At 40.7% G+C, this 20,382-nt stretch carries 17 protein-coding genes and 1 riboswitch; of the genes, 4 read left to right on the forward strand and 13 right to left on the reverse strand.

Annotated features, from left to right (window positions below; genetic code table 11):
• Positions 1–6 precede the first annotated feature (6 nt).
• The 5 genes from AC1Z3S_RS05985 to AC1Z3S_RS06005 all read right to left on the reverse strand — a co-directional run bounded on the left by AC1Z3S_RS05985 (position 7) and on the right by AC1Z3S_RS06005 (position 7,813).
• Positions 7–984, reverse strand: a complete 978-nt coding sequence (locus AC1Z3S_RS05985) for an alpha-ketoacid dehydrogenase subunit beta (RefSeq protein WP_265457388.1) — start codon at positions 982–984, stop codon at positions 7–9.
• Between the two features lie 2 nt (positions 985–986).
• On the reverse strand, positions 987–2,096 hold the full coding sequence (gene pdhA / locus AC1Z3S_RS05990; protein ID WP_461739600.1) for a pyruvate dehydrogenase (acetyl-transferring) E1 component subunit alpha: 1,110 nt from the start codon (positions 2,094–2,096) through the stop codon (positions 987–989).
• A 510-nt stretch (positions 2,097–2,606) separates the two neighbouring features.
• The gene (gene mgtA / locus AC1Z3S_RS05995; RefSeq protein WP_461737706.1) at positions 2,607–5,210 is read right to left on the reverse strand and encodes a magnesium-translocating P-type ATPase; all 2,604 of its coding nucleotides are present in this window, start codon (positions 5,208–5,210) and stop codon (positions 2,607–2,609) included.
• Between the two features lie 182 nt (positions 5,211–5,392).
• A riboswitch (M-box (ykoK) riboswitch) is annotated at positions 5,393–5,565 on the reverse strand.
• A gap of 57 nt (positions 5,566–5,622) precedes the next feature.
• Entirely contained in the window at positions 5,623–6,351 is a 729-nt protein-coding gene (locus tag AC1Z3S_RS06000; protein ID WP_461737705.1) for a nitroreductase family protein, read from the reverse strand.
• 37 nt (positions 6,352–6,388) lie between these two features.
• Entirely contained in the window at positions 6,389–7,813 is a 1,425-nt protein-coding gene (locus AC1Z3S_RS06005) for an aminotransferase-like domain-containing protein (RefSeq protein WP_461739601.1), read from the reverse strand.
• A 119-nt stretch (positions 7,814–7,932) separates the two neighbouring features.
• On the opposite strand from AC1Z3S_RS06005, the gene thiD reads away from it, so the two are divergent.
• Together thiD and AC1Z3S_RS06015 are read left to right on the forward strand one after the other, a co-directional pair.
• The gene (gene thiD / locus AC1Z3S_RS06010) at positions 7,933–8,778 is read left to right on the forward strand and encodes a bifunctional hydroxymethylpyrimidine kinase/phosphomethylpyrimidine kinase (protein WP_461737703.1); all 846 of its coding nucleotides are present in this window, start codon (positions 7,933–7,935) and stop codon (positions 8,776–8,778) included.
• Positions 8,779–8,789: 11 nt separating this feature from the next.
• Positions 8,790–9,356 carry an ECF transporter S component gene (locus tag AC1Z3S_RS06015; protein WP_265457378.1) on the forward strand — a complete coding sequence of 189 codons (567 nt, stop codon included), beginning with the start codon at positions 8,790–8,792 and terminating at the stop codon, positions 9,354–9,356.
• Positions 9,357–9,451: 95 nt separating this feature from the next.
• On the opposite strand, the gene dnaI is transcribed toward AC1Z3S_RS06015, so the two are convergent.
• The 7 genes from dnaI to AC1Z3S_RS06050 form a co-directional block, all read right to left on the reverse strand.
• Positions 9,452–10,378: a primosomal protein DnaI gene (gene dnaI / locus AC1Z3S_RS06020; RefSeq protein WP_265457376.1), complete on the reverse strand. Its 927-nt coding sequence runs from the start codon at positions 10,376–10,378 to the stop codon at positions 9,452–9,454.
• A 2-nt stretch (positions 10,379–10,380) separates the two neighbouring features.
• The gene (locus tag AC1Z3S_RS06025) at positions 10,381–11,775 is read right to left on the reverse strand and encodes a replication initiation and membrane attachment family protein (RefSeq protein WP_461739602.1); all 1,395 of its coding nucleotides are present in this window, start codon (positions 11,773–11,775) and stop codon (positions 10,381–10,383) included.
• 12 nt (positions 11,776–11,787) lie between these two features.
• Entirely contained in the window at positions 11,788–12,258 is a 471-nt protein-coding gene (gene nrdR / locus AC1Z3S_RS06030; protein ID WP_461737700.1) for a transcriptional regulator NrdR, read from the reverse strand.
• Between the two features lie 162 nt (positions 12,259–12,420).
• Positions 12,421–13,020, reverse strand: coding sequence for a dephospho-CoA kinase (coaE, locus tag AC1Z3S_RS06035; protein WP_461737699.1), 600 nt, complete (start codon positions 13,018–13,020; stop codon positions 12,421–12,423).
• The gene (gene mutM / locus AC1Z3S_RS06040) at positions 13,017–13,859 is read right to left on the reverse strand and encodes a DNA-formamidopyrimidine glycosylase (protein WP_461739603.1); all 843 of its coding nucleotides are present in this window, start codon (positions 13,857–13,859) and stop codon (positions 13,017–13,019) included. The genes coaE and mutM overlap by 4 nt, the downstream gene beginning before the upstream one ends.
• A gap of 30 nt (positions 13,860–13,889) precedes the next feature.
• Entirely contained in the window at positions 13,890–16,535 is a 2,646-nt protein-coding gene (gene polA, locus AC1Z3S_RS06045; protein ID WP_461739604.1) for a DNA polymerase I, read from the reverse strand.
• A 215-nt stretch (positions 16,536–16,750) separates the two neighbouring features.
• A complete protein-coding gene (locus tag AC1Z3S_RS06050; protein ID WP_461739605.1) occupies positions 16,751–17,845 on the reverse strand; it encodes a DUF871 domain-containing protein in 1,095 nt (364 codons plus the stop codon).
• Positions 17,846–17,989: 144 nt separating this feature from the next.
• Between AC1Z3S_RS06050 and AC1Z3S_RS06055 the strand changes: the two genes are divergently transcribed.
• Positions 17,990–18,769 (forward strand): peptidylprolyl isomerase, encoded by a 780-nt coding sequence (locus AC1Z3S_RS06055; protein ID WP_461737695.1) that lies wholly within the window; start codon positions 17,990–17,992, stop codon positions 18,767–18,769.
• 65 nt (positions 18,770–18,834) lie between these two features.
• On the opposite strand, the gene fabZ is transcribed toward AC1Z3S_RS06055, so the two are convergent.
• A complete protein-coding gene (gene fabZ / locus AC1Z3S_RS06060) occupies positions 18,835–19,284 on the reverse strand; it encodes a 3-hydroxyacyl-ACP dehydratase FabZ (RefSeq protein WP_461739606.1) in 450 nt (149 codons plus the stop codon).
• A gap of 268 nt (positions 19,285–19,552) precedes the next feature.
• On the opposite strand from fabZ, the gene fabI reads away from it, so the two are divergent.
• A complete protein-coding gene (gene fabI, locus AC1Z3S_RS06065; protein WP_461737693.1) occupies positions 19,553–20,308 on the forward strand; it encodes an enoyl-ACP reductase FabI in 756 nt (251 codons plus the stop codon).
• The last annotated feature ends 74 nt before the right edge of the window (positions 20,309–20,382 follow it).

Genomic DNA, 20,382 nt, shown 5'->3' on the forward strand with positions numbered 1-20,382 from the left:
GTCTGATTAAAAGTTTGCGATTTCTTTGACTTTATCTTCGATATCTTTTGCGTTTGGCAACCAGATATTTTCAGCTTGACCGAATGGGAAGATAGTATCAGGAGCAGATACCCGACCAATTGGTGCTTCCAATGAAAGAATCGCTCTTTCAGAAATTTCAGAAACAACTTGAGCAGCTACACCAGCTTGTTTTTGCGCTTCTTGAACGACAACCACCCGATTTGTTTTTTCAACTGATTTGATGATTGTTTCAACGTCTAGCGGTGCGACTGTTCTTAAATCAATAATTTCAACGCTGATATTTTCTTTTGCCAAGTTATCCGCTGCTTTGACTGCTTCACGAACCATTGCTCCATAAGTGACAACTGTGATATCAGTTCCTTCACGGGTAACGGCTGCTTTGTCTAAAGGCACTTCGTAAGCTTCATCCGGCACTTCCTCACGGAAAGAACGATACAGTTTCATGTGTTCCAAATAAACAACTGGATCATTGCTGCGGATGGCAGAGATTAATAATCCTTTGGCATCATAAGGATTTGATGGAATAACTACCCGGATACCAGGAGATTGTGCAATCAAACCTTCTAAGTTATCTGAGTGCAATTCAGGTGTATGCACTCCACCACCAAATGGCGCACGGATTGTTATTGGTAATTGACGAGTACCGCCCATACGATAACGGGTGCGGGCCATTTGACCAACAATTTCATCCATTACTTCAAATACGAAACCGAAGAATTGAATTTCAGGAACTGGACGGTAACCTGTTAGCGCTAAACCAAAAGCTAAACCACCGATACCAGATTCAGCTAGTGGTGTATCGAAAACTTTATCTTCACCAAATTTAGCTTGTAAACCTTCTGTTGCCCGGAAAACACCGCCGTTTTTACCAACGTCTTCACCGAAGACTAAAACTTCTGAATCATTTTCCAGTTCAGCAGCTAGGGCATCTGTAATAGCTTGAATCATTGTTTTTTGTGCCATGATTATTTCGACTCCTTCGCTTCGTAAATTGCAATTTGTTCTTTAATGCTTTGTGGTTGAACTTCAAACATATTTTTTAAGAAATCAGAAACTTTTTGCTTCGGTGCTTTATCAGCTTCAGCAATCGCATCTTTAATTTCTTCTTTTGTTTTTTCAATAATTTCTTCTTCTTTGGCTTCGCTCCACAAACCTTTTTCAGTTAAGTAGTTACGGAAACGAATCAAAGGATCTTTTTGTTGCCATTCATCATCCATTTCTTTAGAACGGTAACGGGTTGGATCATCACCTGATAAAGTGTGTGGACCATAACGATAAGTTAAGGTTTCAATTAAGACAGGACCATTTCCAGCTGAAGCCCATTCACGAGCGGCTTTAGTTACAGCATATACTGCCAATGGATCCATACCGTCAACTTGAATACCAGGAATCCCAGCAGCAGCAGCTTTTTGTGCTAATGTTTCAGCTGCAGTTTGCACTTCCCGTGGTGTTGAGATTGCAAAACCATTATTTTGAATAAAGAAGACAGCGTTACCGTGGAAACTTCCGGCAAAGTTAATGCCTTCGTAGAAATCACCTTGAGAAGAACCACCATCACCTGTATAAGTGAAGACAACATTTTTACTACCGCGTTTTTTCAAGCCTAAAGCTACGCCGGCTGCTTGTACATATTGTGCACCAATAATGATTTGTGGTGGCATTGCTGTCAATGTTTCAGGATATAAGTTACCAGCTACATGGCCCCGAGACCATAAGAAAGCTTGGCTTAAAGGTAAACCGTGTTGAATTAATTGAGGGACATCACGATAGCCTGGGAATAAATAATCTTCTCTTTCCATTGCAAAATTACTTGCAAGTTGGCTGGCTTCTTGACCAGCTGTTGGAGCGTAGAAACCTAGGCGACCTTGACGGTTTAATGCGGTTGAACGTTGGTCTAGAACCCGCGCCCACACCATTTGACTCATCAACTCCACTAATTCATCATCAGATAAATCTGGAACTGCTGCTTCGTTGACGATTTTCCCTTCTTTATCCAAAATTTGGAAAGTTGGAAAATCTGCATTGACTTCTTTGAGCAATTTTTTAAAATCAATAGCTGTTTGCTTCTTTGCCATTTTGTCACACATTCCTCTCTGTAATAAAAAATCCTAAACCGCGAATGAAACAGCACAAGAATCTGTACTATTTATTTTCGCTTTCGATATAAAACTACCATCTTTAGAAAATAAACACAAGCAATAAGCTTCTTTTTTGCGATTTTTTTCACTTTTAAAAAGCCTTTTAAATTAAGACTTAAAAGTGAATTATTTCACATTGTAACCCTTTTCGTCTTTTGGCAGGCGCCTTTCCTTAAAAAAATTAAACACTGTGTGGTACAAAAATAATACAGTTTCAATCGGTGTATTCTTTTTAAAGTTGTCAAATCAAGGAAAAGCTTCTGTATTACTTTTATTTGATAACAGTTTGTAAGTGTTCTCTTATCATTAAAAGAAATAATTTTCTCCGCAAAAAAAAGCTGTGACACAAGTAAACTCAGAAATAATTTTACCAAAAGAATATTTAATAGAAACTACAAGATATTCTTCGGTCATTATTTCAAAAACTTGTCTCACAGCGTTAAATTTTTAAAGCCACTCTTTGGTCAAGCGGATGTAAATTCTTTTGGCAAACTCAACGGTAATCAGATAGGCAATAATAATGCCGATAAACCAAGGCCAGTAGCTGGCTGGTAATGGGCTAAATTCGAAAATTTCGCGAATCGGTGCGATTAAAATAATACCTAAGCCAATTAAAATACCGATAGCACTGCTGATTAGAACTTGCGGTGCCGCCATGCTTTGAATAAACGGCACTTTTTTTGTACGGACCATTTGTACAACTAAGGTTTGGCTGACTAAGCCCACCATAAACCAACCGGCTTGGAAGATACCTTGTGTCGCCAAGGAATTAGCGCCAAAGACATTCCACATAATCAAGAAGGTCAAAATATCAAAAATCGAGCTGACCGGACCGATACAGACGGTGAATTTTAGCAAACCATCAATTTGCCAACGAACGGGTTTTGCCAATTCTTCTTCATCAACATTATCCCAAGGTATGGTCAATTGGGTCATATCGTAAATTAAATTTTGAACTAATAATTGAATGGAGAGCATTGGTAGAAATGGTAGAAAGGCACTGGCAACTAAAATTGAAAAGACGTTTCCAAAGTTTGAGCTAATAGTAATTTTAATGTATTTCATCATATTGCTGAATACTTTGCGGCCTTCAATCACGCCGGCCTCCAGCACATTCAAACTTTTTTCTAACAGAATAATTGAACTGGCATCTTTCGTTATATCGGCGGCGGTATCCACTGAGATACCGACATCGGCTTTTCTTAAAGCCGGTGCATCGTTGATGCCATCCCCCATAAAGCCAACAGTGTGACCATTGCTTTGCAGATTTTCAATGATGCGAGATTTTTGCATTGGGTTTAATTTAGCAAATAAGTTCGCAGATTCAACGATTGTTTTCATTTCTTCATCACTGGCTTCATCAATTTGTGAGCCGAGGACCACAGTGCCGACTTCGATGCCAACATCCCGGCAGACTTTTTTTGCAACAATGTCATTGTCACCAGTTAAAACTTTAACGTTGACGCCGTGTTCATGTAAAGACTTGATCGCAGTAATTGCTGATTCTTTAGCGGGATCTAAAAAGCCCATGAACCCAATCAAGGTCATGTCGGCTTCGTCGCCGACGTTATAAATGGCATCAGTATGGGCATCTCGTCGAATAGCAACGGTAATTACCCGCATGCCTTGTTCATTCATTTCACGATTTAATTGGCGCATCGTCGCTTTACGTTCTTCAGTTAAAGGTAGTCTTTCACCATCAATTTCGACAAAGCTGCAAATGCCCTCCATCTCTTCAACGGCCCCTTTAGTAATCATAATTTGATGATCATCAGCCTTTACGACAACTGTTAAACGGCGCCGGGAAAAATCAAAGGGAATTTCATCAATTTTTACGACATCGTGATAAGGCAATTGGCGTTTGCCGTCTTCAAAATAATTAATCACGGCAATGTCCATTAAGTTTTTCCAACCTGTTTGATAATGGGAATTTAAAAAGGCTAAGTTTAAGACTTGATCATTTGGCTGGCCGGTCGGGTCTAAATGTTGGACCAAGACTACCCGATCTTCGGTAATTGTGCCAGTCTTATCAGTACACAGCACATCCATGCTGCCGAGATTTTGCATTGAAGCCAGCTCTTTAACAATCACTTGATGTTTGGACAAGCTTAAAGCACCTTTGGCTAAGTTGCTGGTGACAATCATCGGCAGCATTTCAGGTGTCAGTCCAACGGCCACAGCAATCGCAAAGAAGAAGGCATCGCCCCAGTTGCCTTTGGTCAACCCGTTAATCAAAAAGACAATTGGGAATAAAATCATGACCATTCGTAACAGTAATTTCGAAATTTTGGTTAGGCCGACATCAAAACTAGTTTTGCCCCGTTGGGAAGTCGCACTTTTGGCAATATCACCGAAGAAAGTATTTTGGCCAGTTTTTAAAATAATGGCTTTACCTTGACCACTGAGGACATCGGTTCCCATGAAGACTAAGTCTTGCATATCCAACGCTGAAAGCTCATCGGTTTCTGTGAGCTTGGCATCGACAAATTTTTCCACCGGCATGGATTCTCCGGTTAGAGACGATTGATTGACAAATAAATCTTTAGTCCAAATTAAGACTGCATCGGCGGGAATCATATCGCCGGTGGCTAAAGTAATTAAATCCCCTGGCACTATTTCATCCATTGGAATTTCTCTGGTGCTGCTGTCTCTAGTAACGGCTGAAGTATTTTCAATTAATTCTTTTAACTCTTGGCTGGCTTTTTGAGAACGATATTCCTGAATAAAGGTAATAATGACACTGGCTAAAATCATAATCCCCATCACCACTGCTGCTTCAATATCGCCAGTGGCTAAAGAGACAATTGCTAATAAGACTAACACGAAAACAAAGGGATCATTAAAAGCTTTTAAAAATAAAAGCACAGCTGGTACTGGTTTTTGCGCAGAAACGACATTGGCGCCGTATTCTTCTAATCTTTCTTTGGCATCTGCTTCAGTCAAGCCGTTGATGGACGTTCTTAATTCCATCATTAGTTCCCGTTCTGAAAGCAGGGCTAATTTTTTTAGTTCTTGGTCCTTGGTTTGTTTTAAATTACTTTTTCTAATCATGTTCTTTCCTCCTATTGCACTGGAGGAAAGTCCTCCAAATGCAGAATATTGTACGGCCTCTGTCCTTCAGGGTGATCCATAACGCCTCAATCCTTTCTGTCATTTTTTAATTAAATTAATTTATAGGAGGTTTTTTAGACAAAAAGAAACCCACACTCAACGAGAGCATGGGAAAAATTTGATTTCATGACCATCGTTGAGCTTTAGCACTATAGGGCGTAATTAATCAAGATTGATTACAGCTACTTTAGACTCGCCTTCACGACGAAGTCTTGTTTTACCAACTAAGAGTCTCTCGATTCTTTCGCGGCAGCAGCATATGTCCATATAGGAGCCTCACCTAACAATTATTTAATTTTGTTTACATGTTGATTTTATGCCGTAAAAATAAGAAAGTCAACCCAAAAAGCCGTTAATCATTTAATAAGCGATGTTTTTTAAAATACTCATCGACCTTTTGATTTGCGGCCGCTTCGTAATAATCTTTAAATTTGACTGTCCACAGTTTGGTTTCTCTGGCTTCGGCAAATTTTTCCATCGTCTGGTCATACTCTGCTAAAACCGGATAGTCATAATCTTTAAAGCTATCGTAAAAAACGACGGCCTCTTCTGGTAGTCTTGGCTTGACCTTCATGGCAACGTTCGGTTTGCCAATACTTAAGCCGCATAGAGGAAACATCTGCTCTGGCAAATGCAGCAACTCGGCTAGCTCTTCAATATTTTTGCGGACGGAACCCACTGGAACACAGCCTAAGCCTAGTGCTTCGGTGGCGACAATTGCACTTTGGAGCGCCATCGCCGCATCAGTCGTTGCCACTAAGATGTGATCTAAGCTTTCACCAACGGTCGAAGCCGTATGATAATGTTCGCTAATCATTTTAGCCCGATGCAAATCGCCGACAAATAATAAAAAGACTGAACTATTTAGCATATGGGGATTTCCCGGGTTCCATTCAACTAATTGCTCACGAATTTTTTTATCTTGGATAACTAAAATGCTGTAGGCTTGACCATTCATCCAGTTCGCACTTTGACGAGCGGCCGTTAAAATCGTCTGTAAATCCTCTTGGGGCAATTGATAATCGGCATCGAAATCCCGATAAGTCCGATGGTTTAATAAAATATCAAGGGTGTCACTCATAATATCATCTCCATTCTTAATAAGTTTAGCACAAGTTTTAGCTTTTTTTCAGCGTATCGGTGATTTCAGAAAAAATCAAAAAAAATTTGCGGTAATCCTTTTCTTCTAACCGACTAAAATTAATGCGTAGAGCATTTTTTTCATTGGAGAAAAGAAAACTCGGAGCAATTAGCAGCCCTTTATCTAAAAAAAGCTGCCAATTTTTTTTAGCTATATCCCCTCTTTGCCAGGTCAGCCAGACGTAAAACCCACCTTTAATCTCACTAATTCGCCAGTCTTTTTCAAAGGGGGCTACTAGCTTCAGAAAAGTTGCGGCTCGTTTAGCTAAGGCATCTACTAATAGCTGTCGCTGATTTAAAAAAGTCTGATCACTTAAAGCAGCTGTGGCAAGGACTTGCGGAAAAATACTGACGGTAGAATCCATCACCTGCCTAGCTTCAATTAAGGGCGCCATAAGGGAATGGGGAGCTAAAAGCCAACCGATTTTAGTTGAGGCGCCTAATATTTTTGAAAGTGAACCCAGATAGATGACTTGCTGCGGGGCAAGTGATTTTAATAAAGGAATTTTCTTGGTGAAATTAATCTCACCAAAGACATTGTCTTCCACAACAGGAATTTGATATCTGCCACAAAGCTCTAAAACTTCTTGACGACGCTTCAAAGACATCACAATACCAGTAGGATTTTGGTAGGTCGGATTTAAAATCAGCATTTTAATTTTTTTTGTGACAATTAATTGCTTTAACTCGTTTAGTTTAATGCCCTCTCGGTCCAAGCCAACGCCAAAAAGCGAAATTCCGGCAGCCTGAAAAATTGGCAGGCCATAAAGAAATGAAGGATTTTCAATTGCCACGCTATCTCCGGGTGCCAATAACACTTGCAGCAATAAAAACAACCCTTGTTGAGCCCCAGAAGTAATTAATATATCCTCAAGGGAAACCTCTAATTGATGGTCTTTTTGCAATTCTTCTTGAATAGCTTTTTGCAACGGCAAATACCCCGCTGCTGATAGTTGAGTCTCTTCAGCTAAAAAATCCTCCCAACGAAAACTCGGCAGCTGGAAATTCGGAATCAGTTGATGAGGCAGTTCCCCGGTAAATAAATCTAGTACCTCCGAGTCTGCTAATCGCTTTTTTAAATTCAGCAAAAAAGGATGCTGGCGATTATAAGCCGTTTGTTGTAAAATTCCCTGCCAATTTGTGCGGGGCAAGGCTTGGCGTCCCCAATTTCCTTCATTTACCCTCGTGCCGCTACCCTGTTTACGTATCAGCCAGCCTAAACTGGCCAATTCATCCAGCGCATGGACGACTGTCGTGCGATTGACAGCAAATAATTTTGCCAGCTCCCGTTCAGTCGGAATTTTTTCGCCGGCTTCCAGTTCGCCCTTTTGAATGCTTTCAATAATTAAATCCATAATTTGTAGATAAATCGGTCCCGTTGATTTTTGTAAGCGCCATTCCATAGCTTTACCTTCTTTTTTGTAATTGGATGACCTCAAAATAAACCAATTGGCTGTTTCTGTCAAATCAGCCTTCCCTTATACTAAGTTACATTAAAAGAAAATTTGAATGGAGGAGGAAATTGATTAAAAAAGTGTTGACCGTGGCCGGCTCTGATTCGACTGGCGGAGCAGGCATTCAAGCGGATTTAAAAACATTTCAAGAATACGGCACTTTTGGTTTTTCAGCGATTACAAGTGTGATGACAATGGACCCAGATCAAAATTGGTCCCATGAAGTCACCAGCTTTTCACCAGAGCTAGTGGCTAAACAGCTAAAAAGTATTTTTACCGGCGGACAGCTAGCAGCCATGAAAACTGGTTTATTGGGAGATGTCGGGACAATTGAGGTTGTCAAAGATTATCTTGAAAAATATCAGATGCCAAATGTTGTGATTGACCCTGTCATTGCTAGTAAAGGCACGCAGGATTTATTTCAAAGTGAAAATGTGGTGGCGATTAAAAAAAACCTCTTACCTTTAGCAACAATTACCACGCCGAATTTAGTGGAGGCGGCCATCTTGGCAGAAATGCCGCCGTTAGAAAATTTAGCTGAAATGAAAATTGCGGCAGAAAAAATTTATCAGCTGGGTCCTAAGAATGTCATCGTTAAAGGTGGCCATCGTCTCGGCGGAGAAAAATCGCTGGATGTGTTCTTTGACGGCCGTAATTTTGAAATTTTGGAAAATCCTCTGTTTAAAACAGATTTCAATCATGGCGCTGGCTGTACTTTTGCTGCCGCAATTACGGCGGGCTTAGCCAAGGAGCTTTCTGTCTTTGAAGCTGTCGTCTTAGCCAAAGACTTTGTGGCGGCCGCTATTCAAGAAGGCTTAGAAATTAATCAGTATTTAGGTCATGTCTGGCATGGTGCCTATAATCAAGCCCAAAACCGGGTGACTTCTAAAAATAATCAACCATCAATTAAATAAAGGAGTAAATTATGATAAAAAATTCACGTTTAAGAAGTATTATTTTAGTGGCGCTGTTTGCTGCGTTGACCGTTATCGGCACTAATATTCGGATTCCGATGCCGACAGGCGCCTTTGTCCATCTGGGTAATGCCGTTTTATTATTGGCAGTGCTTTTAATCGGCTATAAAAGAGGTGCGTTAGCTGGTGGTTTAGGTTTTTTCATTTTTGATATTCTCAGTGGCTATGCAACTGAGGCGCCTTATTTTCTTTTGGAAAGTTTTATCGTCGGTGGAGCAGCAGCCTTAGCAATTCTATTTTTCAAAAAGAATTTGACGAATGTCTGGCAAGTAATGGGTGTGGGTGTCGTCACCGGGATTGCCAAGCTAATCATGACGCAGCTGAAAAATACTGTTACCTTTTTAATTGCCGGATCTTCTTTGCCGGTTGCCTTCACCAGTGCTGCCACCAAACTCCCAGCCTCACTAATCAATGTGATTATGACAATTGTGATTGTTTCGTTAGTTTATTTTCCCTTGAAAAAAATTATGGGGACAGTCTTAGGGTCATCTGATCGACCTGCCCATGATTCTAAATAAAAAAATTACTGGATAGTTGTAAAAGCCCTGTCAACATTAGATTTTTAGTCTAATGTTGACAGGGCTCTTTATTATCTAAAAGTAAATTGCAAATTTTAACCGTGGCGGCGATTGCGGCCGGACATCCACACCTCTTTTGTGAGGTAGCGGACCCGTTCCATAATCCGTTTGGCTTTAATTGGTTCCTCGTCGCCTTTTTGCGAGACGCTGAGGTGTTCTTCAAACTCCGTTAAGTTAAAGTTGGAGGAAAAGAAAGTTGGCAATTGCTCCTGCATCCGATGCTGCAAAATGACACCAAAAACTTCATCACGAATCCAAGGGCTCATCGAATCGGCTCCCACATCATCCAGCATTAAAATCGGCGCTCTTTTTACAGCGTCTAATTTTGGCCCAACAGAATCATTGCCGATTGCCTGTTTCATCTCTACTGTAAAGGTCGGAAAGTGAACTAGCGTTGTTTCAAATCCTCTGACGGCTAACTCATGAGCTATTGCACCTAATAAATAGGTTTTGCCAACACCAAAGTCGCCCACCAGATACAAGCCTTTATGAAAATCTTTAGGTGTAGCGACAAACTCATTGATAAAGGTCATCGCTTCAATTAGTGCAGCACTTCTTTCGGTGTCACGATCAAAGTTGGCGATGGAGGCATCTTGAATATCTTTTGGCATATCCACTGCCCGCACGCGACTGCGGATTTCTTCCTCCCGCTTACGGGCCATCAAGGCTTCCGTTGGCACATAAGTCACATCGATAAAATGAAAATTCATCGCCAGCTGCGGCTCGTAGCCTGGGGCAATCATTGTGGGATCATTTAATTGGTATTTGCGTTTTTCTTGAACAAATTCATAGAGTTTTGCGTAACTTTTTTCGATATCAGCATCGGTCAGCTGATCACGATGCTCTGCGATAAAGGCTGCGACATCTGGATCTTGTAAAACTTTTTGAACCATTTCCGCTAATTTGTCCTGGTAATTTCCTTTGCGAATAATCTGTGACAATTCTTTTCCCATATCCTCCATGGCTAGTCACCTTCCTTCAAAAAGTCTTTCAGCATTTCATCTAATTCCGCTTGGCGCTCTGGGGCAATTTGCGCCTCAGGTAAGGTTTTTTGATTCATCCACTCTGGCACTTTTTCCCTGCGCACTTTGCGATTAGTATTGCGATAATTTTTAGTTTGTTTTGGCTTATTATTCAAATCCCGGGCATGTTTTAAAGCCGCTTCCGGCGTTTTAATGCCGCTTTGGGCCCATTCATTGGCAATCGAATTGACATAGGTGCCGTTTAAAACCGGCGCATTTTTGGCGACCAATACGTAATGAATTAAAATATTGACGACAGCGGCCGGTAAACCGGAGCGATCCACTAAATTTTTAACAATCCAAACCTCAGGATCGCCGATAAAACCGCCTTTGGCTTCCTTCAAAGCTTGAAAATAGGTCATCGGCGGATAGAGTTCTGCCTCTTTGATTAATTCGATATCTTGTGGTGAAAAGCCCTCTGCTTTGAGAGTATTTTCCCGGCGAATTTTCTGGTCTGCCTCACTTAGCTTGGTTTGCGGCTCAGTTGATGGAGTATCATCAGTAGTTTTTTTTGTGACAGGCATTGTTTGGGCTGCTTGACGGACAGCCTTATGAAAATCTTTTAAGGAAATTTTTTGTTCCGTTAAGTTAGAAGTTCTGGCTAACAGTTCACTAAGCTCGATTTCTTCATAGCCATACATCACATGATGGACAAAAATATCTTGTCTTTCTTCAGCCGTTAAAGAAGTGGTCACACCCAAACGGGCTAAGTTGGCTTCGATTAACTGCCAATCCAAATCCTCACCCTGATCAATTCCCGGTGGATTCTCCAGTGAAAAATCAGCGGCGCTTTCTTCAAGCCTGCCAAAGTTTTCTGCGAAACGGCCTTCATTGAAGGAAAAAATTTGTTTGAATTTTTTAGTGACTTCCTGAAAACCTGAGATATCCAAAGTTTTTGGCTTGAAGCGCTGCAGGAGGCGCTCGTATTTTGTCTCACTGACATATTCCTTTAACAGAAAATGCAAGAGACTATCTTGTAGAAAAGCTTCTGGTGCTAAAGGTTCCTGCAACTCATAAAGATACTTGCGACCCAATTGAGCATCTTCTTGGTAATAGCTTTTTAATAAGCCAATCGCTTCTAATTTTTGGCGGTCTTCAAAAAATAATTGTAAACCAACATTTAAATCAGTCAGTAAATCGGCATGGATGGCAATCTCACTTAGACCATACTGCCATTTGATTTCCCCTAAAAAGGAGAAGTACAAAGCTAAGGCTGAGGCACCGATAATCGGTTGATACAATTGCACAAGGGTTTCCTGACTGCGATCGCCTAGGGGCAATTGTTTGCCAACTTGAAATAAATATTTTGGTAAGACTTCATCCCAAGCATTTTCCACGGCAACCCCTCCTTACTCTTCACCATTTTTGGCTTTGTCGACGATTTCTTGTAATTCCTTCAAAAATACCGACATATCTTTAAACTGCCGATAGACACTGGCAAAACGGATATAGGCGATTTCATCTAGATTGACTAAATTTTCCATCACATATTCGCCGATTAAATTGGTCGAGACTTCATTTTCACCAAGCGAACGAACCCGATTTTCAACATCATCGACAACCTGTTCCATCTGTTCCATCGCAACTGGGCGCTTTTCGGCAGAGCGAATCAAGCCCCGCAAGATTTTATCACGATTAAATTCTTCTCGAGAACCGTTTTTCTTCACCACTAGTAAAGGTGTTGCTTCAATCCGTTCAAAGGTAGTAAAACGAAAGCCACAGTTTTCACATTCACGGCGCCGGCGAATCGTGCGGCCATCATCTGTTTGACGGCTGTCTATAACCCGTGAATTATTATGTTGGCATTTTGGACAACGCATCCGATTTCCTCCTCAAATTGAGTTTGAAAAATGCTCAAGCAAACTAGCTCTGCAAAAAATTCAATCAGATTTTTTTTGCATCAAAATTTGCTTTTGCTGATTTCAATCCCTCAATAATATAACAATCATTTCTTTCTTGTCTATTATTATAACATGATTGAATCAGCGGATAAAGTCGTTGTTTTTTAGCCAATCGATAACTTGTTTTTCCGTTTCAGCGGGTGTACCTTGATTATCAAAAATAATATCCGCTCGCTCTTTTTTTTCGGCAATTGACATCTGGGCATGGATTCTAGTTTCGGCGGTTGCCAAATCAAAACCGTCTCTGAGCATTAGTCGCTGCACTTGGAGTTCTTCTGGTAAATAAACTACCGCCACCGCATCCATATAATGTTCGTAATTGCCTTCGTATAATAACGGCACATCGACAATCACCAATGGGCTGCTTAGCTTTCCAGCAGCAATTTCCGCTAAAATTTGTTTGCGGATAAAGGGATTTAAAATTTCGTTTAACCGCCGGCGCCGCTGGTCATCGGCAAAGACAATTCTACCTAAGGCTTTGCGATTAAGGCTGTGGTCGGCATTTAAAATTTCTGTACCAAATTCTGCAACAACTTCCTGAAGCCCTTCGGTTTGCGGCTCCACGACTTTTCTAGCGACTACATCCCCATCAACAATCGGAAAATCAAACCGGCGAAAAATATTGACCACCGTACTTTTTCCGGTAGCGATGCCGCCCGTGATTCCTAAAACAAAGCTCATTTTCTGCCCCTCACTTTCAAAACTTGGCAATGGGGGCAAAAGTGCGTGCCCCTTTGAGCGACTTTAATTTTGACAATCGGCGTTTGACAACGAGGACAAGGCTGACCAGTTTGCCCGTAAACATTTAATGACAATTGAAATTTTCCGGCTTCTCCTAATGCATTGAGATAAGAACGAATCGTAGTGCCGCCAGCTGCCACCGCTCGACCTAAAACATCAATGATGGCTAAGCGCAAAATTTCAATTTCTTTTTTCTTCAAGGTGTTGGCCGGCTGCTCTGGATGAATCTGTGCTTCCCAAAGCGCTTCGTCCACGTAAATATTGCCTAAGCCAGTAACCAATTTTTGATCCAGCAGCAGCGGTTTGATTGCTTTGCTGGATTTTTTTAACCCGGTTGTAAAATCAGCTAAGGTAAATAAATCCGGTAAAGGCTCTGGCCCCAACTGCATAATACCTTTATAAGTATTACTTTGATCCTTGGCTACTAGGGTCATACGACCAAACTTACGAACATCATGATAGTGCAGCTGGCTGCCGTCTGTAAAATGAAAAACAACATGGGTGTGTTTTGTCAGCGGTGCTTCAGCTGGGGAAAATTCGTACTTGCCTTCCATTCTTAAATGGGAAATCAAATCCCAATGGTCCAATTTGAAAATTAAAAATTTACCTCGTCGCTGCACGTCGTGGATTGTCTCATTGGCTAATTCAGCTGCAAAAATCGGCACCTCGGGATTTTCAATAATCCGTGGCCAAAAAATTTCGACCCGCTGAATGGTCTTGTCCTTGACTAACTGAACCAAACCTTTTCTGACGGTTTCAACCTCTGGTAATTCCGGCATCCTCTGCACCTTCTCCATTTAAAATAAAAACTATTTTGCTTCGTACCAAGTCTTGCCCCAGTTGCTATCGGCTAAAAGTGGTACTGACAATTCGACTGCGTTTTCCATCACGTTGCGGACCAATTTATCTAATTTGTCCAATTCCTCTTCAGGAACTTCAAAGACCAATTCATCATGCACTTGTAAAAGCATGGTCGCCTTTAAGTCTGCCTGTTGCAATTCTTTTGCCAGCTGGACCATCGCAATTTTTAAAATATCGGCAGCACTACCTTGAATCGGCGTGTTGATGGCAGTCCGCTCGGCAAAGGAGCGCAAATTATAATTGCGGGAATTAATGTCTGCCAAATAACGGCGGCGATGATATAAAGTTTCGACATAGCCCTTGTCTTTGGCTTCTCTGACAATTTCTTCCATGTATTTTTTAACTCCTGGGTAACGGTCAAAATACGTATCAATATATTGTTGGGCTTCTTTACGGGAAATTCCTAGATTTTGCGATAAACCATAATCGGAAATGCCATAAACAATGCCAAAGTTGACCGCCTTGGCTTGGCGACGCATGTTAGCTGTCACCTCTTCTGGTTTTTCAATCCCAAAGACCCGCATCGCGGTACTCGTATGAATATCTTGCCCCTCCACAAAAGCCGCCTTCAAATGCTCGTCGTTTGAAATATGGGCCAAGACCCGCAGCTCAATTTGCGAATAATCGGAAGAATAAATTAGCCAATTTTTTTCACTCGGAACAAAGGCTTGACGAATCTTGCGGCCTTCTTCTAGACGAATCGGGATATTTTGCAAATTCGGATCCACTGAACTCAAACGACCGGTTTGGGTCAAGGTTTGAATGTAGCGGGTGTGCACTTTGCCGTCAGTAGCGATTACTTTTAGCAGGCCTTCCACATAAGTCGATTGAATCTTGGCAATCTGACGATAGGTCAAAATATCATCAACGATGGGCGCTTGTTCCCGCAACTGTTCTAAAACATCGACCGCCGTGGAATAGCCGGTTTTGGTTTTCTTAATGACCGGCAAGCCCATTTTTTCAAAGAGAATCACACCTAATTGCTTCGGCGAATTCAAATTAAATTCTTCGCCGGCTTCCGCAAAGATTTTTTCTTCGATTTCTTTTAAACGTTGACTAAATTCGACCCGCATTTCCTGCAGGCGGCTAGCATCAACAGTGATGCCGGTCATTTCCATTTCGGCTAAAATTTTTGATAAGGGCAATTCCATTTCCGTAAAGAGCTGCCACTGATTTTTTTCTGTTAGCTCCTCTGTCAGCTTAGGCGTTAAAAAGTGAATGGCACCAATCTTGCGGGCCAGATGAGCGAAAAAGACTTCATCATCTGCTGGCAGTCCTTTTTTAGCGCCTTTGCCATAAACGGCGTCGTCTGATTCAATTTCTGTGTAGCCATAGTGATGGGCGACACCCTCAATATCATTGCTGTTGTCATTTGTATCTAACAAGTAGGCCGCTAGTAACACATCAAAATCCAAGCCTTGAGCTCGAGCAGCCATGCGGGTCAGTGAGACATAGGTCCGTTTGGCGTCATAAACAAATTTCAACTGATTTTCATCTGTTAACCACTTTAAAAAATGCTCATTTTCATAAAGTGCTGGATTGTTAGTCACATAAACTTTCTTCTTGGTGCCCCAAGCAACACCGACAATGTCAGCGGTGTGATAATTATCCGTCAGCATTTCAACGTATAAGGCCTGTTCTGAGGTAAACATCTCAGCAGAAAATTCATCGACCACTTCAAATAGAACATCTTCTAAATCCTTCGCCTCTTCAGGAACATCTAGCTTGGTCAAAAATTGTTTGAAGTCCATTTCCTTAAAGAAGGGCACTAATTTTTCTAAGTCTTTGCCTTGATAGACTGTTTCATCAAGGGTAACCGTCACTGGTGCATCGACATCAATCGTCGCCAGTTTTTTTGAAAGCAGGGCCTGTTCTTTATCATGAATGAGATTTTCTTTCATTTTACTCGGCTTTAGTTCATCGATGTGCTGATAAATGCCTTCGACTGTTCCAAATTGATTCAGCAATTTGATTGCGGTCTTCTCGCCAACTTTAGTCACACCAGGAATATTGTCTGAGGCATCGCCGGCTAATCCCTTCATGTCAATAATCTGCTGAGGCGTCAATCCATCATATTTTTCAGCGATATGTTCTGGCGTGTAGGATTCGATTTCACTGACACCTTTGACTGTCACCTCCACACGAATATCATCGGTGGCTAGTTGTGTTAAATCTCGGTCACCGGAAACAATGACCACTTCAAATTCCTCCTTCGGCGCTTGAGTTGCCAAAGTGCCGATAATATCATCCGCTTCATAATTAGGCAGTTCATAATATTTAGCACCAAGACCAGTCAGCATTTCTCGAATATAAGGCAGCTGCTCTTTAAATTCACCTGGCGTTTTGGCCCGCCCCGCTTTGTACTCGCCATACATTTCTGTTCTAAAGGTGGTCTTGCCTGCATCAAAGGCGACTAAAACATGGGTCGGTTGTTCTTTGGTCATAATATTGTCAAACATATTATGGAAGGCATAGATGGCATTTGTATGTAAGCCGTTTTTATTTACGAAACGATCAAGTGAATTATGCAGAGCAAAAAAAGCGCGAAATGCGACACTGTTGCCATCCACTAATAATAATTTTTTCTTTGTCATTTGGTGAACTCCGTTTCTGATAAGTTATTTCAAGCTTGACTGAAAGTGCTAGCCATATTCTTCACTATTTTAACAAAGATTCTCAGGCAATGGGAATAAATTGACTGGAAATAGCCATTTTTAAAAGAAAAGCTGGGCTTCATTTTTTTCTTGACGTAAAAAGAGCCTAAGAAAGTTTCGTTTTAACAAAACTTTCCCAGACTCTTACTGCTAGTTTATTTTTGGTTTTCCATCATTTTGAAGTTAGACCAAGGTTTTAAGAAGTCTAATAAGAATAATTCATCCTCGGCAATCCGACCGACAACATTGACGCGGCCATCATTTTTCATGGCTTTTAAGGCAATTTGGGTTTCCCCTTTGTATTGACCATAGCCGACATTGTCGATTAAGACATCGCCTTTTTCCATATCACGGGTATTGTGAGCCGGAAATTCTTTGTCTTTGTAATACACCCGCGTCATCGTTGAACGCAAAATATATGCTGAGCGATCACCACGATAGCTGTGAAGATTATCAAACAAGCAAATCCGTTCGTTTTCAGTGATATCGTCATAGACATCCACTTTAATCGTTGGGTAAGGTGCAAAGAAAGCTTCATTCATCGCCTTTAATTCTGCTTCTGAGGCATAAGCATTTCCGACTAAAATATCATCGATTAAACCAGTTAAAACTAAATGTTTCACCTGTGTCGCAATTTCCAATTCACGATGGTCTTCTAAAGAGCACAGGCCGTCTTGGGTTGGCCAAGGTCCAAATGTTGCAGCATGGGAATTAACAAAAGCCATTGTATTTAAATTGTACTTGCGGAATTTTTCAGAGCAATATACAAAATGTTCATAGCTCAATCCTGAATAGCGATGCGGATAAAAATTATGGGAGCCTAATAAATTATCGGTATTAGGTGAATAACTCATAATATTGTCAACGTAATTTGTACCAGAACTCATATTGATTTCAATTTTAATTCCATAAGGATTTCTTGTCATGCGAGCTTCTTCGGCACCGGTAAACCCGACATCCAGACGAACGCCGTATGCCCCCATTTTATGGAAGAAAGATAAGTCATCGTAAGAAATGCCTAATTGTTCAAATAAACTTGGGTTGATGTCCACCATCACTTCCATACCCAAAGAATTTGCATAAGTGACCACTTCAGTAAAATCAGCCAAAACTTTTTCTTGGTCATCATTGATTTGTAAGAGACTTGTAAAAACCCGTTTAAAGCCATATTTATGCGCTAAATCTAAATACGCTTTATCCTTTTCAAATGTTGAACGCTCTGGATAAATTGAAATACCTAATTTTCCCATTCCTGTTGCCTCCTAGTAAAAGATACTTTATTATAGCATTGGAAATTTAATTGGTCTACACCTTTGGTAAGGCTTTAAAAATTTTTCTGGAAAAAAATTAGATGTTTGTTATCATATTACTTGTAGAAAGAAAGGATTGAAAGAATGAAAAAGCAAACAGTAATGAAATTTGGGTTAGTCGCAGCCCTGACTCTATTTTTAGGCGCCTGCGGTTCAACAAATGAAAGCAGCAGTAGCTCCAGCACGTCAGAGACCACTGCCAGCTCCTCTGCCACAACCAGTAGCTCAAGCAGCACAGCCGCTAGCAGCAGTCAAGCTGTTGACTTGGACTCTTTGGAGTTGCCGCAATTGACAACTGAAATTGCTGCCAATGAAGATGTTGTGGACATGGTGACCTCCATGGGAACAATCAAAATGAAACTTTTTCCTGATTTAGCACCGAAGGCCGTGGAAAACTTTATGACTCTGGCAAAAGATGGATATTATGATGGCATTATTTTCCATCGAGTTATCAATGATTTCATGATTCAAGCTGGTGACCCAACCGGCACTGGTTCCGGCGGTGAAAGTATTTGGGGCGAAGGCTTTGGCGTTGAAAAATCAAATCAACTTTATAATATTCGCGGAGCTTTGGCGATGGCCAATACCGGCGCTGCTAACAGTAACGGCAGCCAATTCTTTATTGTCCAAAATAGTGATGATGTCACGAAAGGGTTATCTTCTTCCTCTAAGCCAGCGGCAATTTTTGAAGCCTATAAAAACGGTGGCTATCCGTATGGAGATGGTAAATATACTGTTTTTGGTCAAGTAATTGAAGGCATGGATGTTGTCGATGCCATCGCGGCTTTAGATGACGGTTCTGATAATGGCACGAAAACGGATGTGACGATTGAGCGAATTGATATTATTCAAGAAGCAGAATAAACAAAAAAGATTACTTTTCAAAATTTCGAAAAGTAATCTTTTTTTCTTGGTAAAAATTTAAGGAATTATTTTTGCTGGGCTTCTTGACCAACGATAAAGGTAAATTGGCACTCCGCAACTTTTTTGCCATCCACATAGGCATTAGCATCGGCGGTTCCGACTTGCCCTTTGACTTTCGTGATAATAAATTCTAATTTTAAAACATTTCCTGGAACTACTTTCTGGCGGAATTTGGCCTTATCAATGCCACCGATATAAGCCGTTTTACCGATAAATTCCTCGGTTTTTAAAATTAAAACAGAGCCAGCTTGTGCCAAGGCTTCTAAAATTAAAACGCCTGGCATTACCGGATTTCCCGGGAAATGACCATTAAAAAATTCTTCGTTAATCGTAACATTTTTAGTAGCTAAAATGCGTTTGCCGGGTTCAAGTTCGTCAACGTAATCAATATAGTAAATGGGATAGCGATTGGGAATAATTTCCATCACTTCTACAGCAGTTAATACAGGTGTCAAAATTATCGACCTCTTTCTGAATTTCATTGTGGTATTTAGTTTTATTAAATACTTTGATATTCAAAGTATCATAGAATAGTTGATTTCGCAATAATTTTTTAAATTTCAAAAAAATAGTTTGACAATCAAAACATTTTATCTAATAATAGTTATTCGTAGAGGAAACCTATTTTGAACTTATTCTTTTTTTATTTCTACAATTATCTATTATTTTTCTTGGTTGAAAAAGCCAAAAGTTTTCTAAATGAAATGAAGGAGCGCAATTAAAATGACATTTTTAAAAGGAAAAAAAATCTTGGTGATGGGAGTTGCCAACAAAAGAAGTATCGCATGGGGTGCGGCTAGTGCGATGATTGCCCAAGGTGCTGAAATTATTTATACGTATCAAAATGAACGCATGAAAAAGCCTTTGGAACGCTTAGTCGGTGAAGAGCCTTTATTAGTGGAATGTGATGTGGCCAGCGATGAGAGCATTGATCAAGCCTTTACGGAAATTGAAAACAAAGTCGGCAAAATTGACGGAATTTTACACGCAATTGCCTTTGCCAAAAAAGAAGAACTTTCTGGAGATGTCACTGATATCAGTCGTGACGGCTACGCACTAGCTCAAGACATCAGCAGCTTTTCTCTAATTGCCGTGACGAAACGGGCACTGCCTTTATTAAATGAAAACAGCGGGATTGTCAGCTTGTCTTATTTAGGGGCTGTTCGGGCGATTCCTAATTACAATATGATGGGCATCGCTAAAGCGGCTTTAGAAGCTGGTATTCGCTATTTAGCGGCCGAGTTAGCACCAAAAGGCGTACGGGTTAACGGCGTTTCCGCCGGGGCCATTAAAACTTTAGCTGTGACTGGCGTTAAAGATTATCAAAAATTGATTCAGTTATCTGAAGATCGCACTCCTGATAAAGTTGGTGTGACGATTGAAGAAGTCGGCAATGCCTGTGCCTTTTTAATCAGCCCCTTAGCTTCTGGTTGTATTGGCGACATTGTTTATGTTGATAAAGGTGTTCATTTAACGTAAAACATTAAATCCCTCATTTTTGAGGGATTTTTTTATATCGTTTTTCTGAACTTAGATAGGCGAATGTTTGATTC

Source organism: Enterococcus sp. LJL90 (assembly GCF_056924355.1).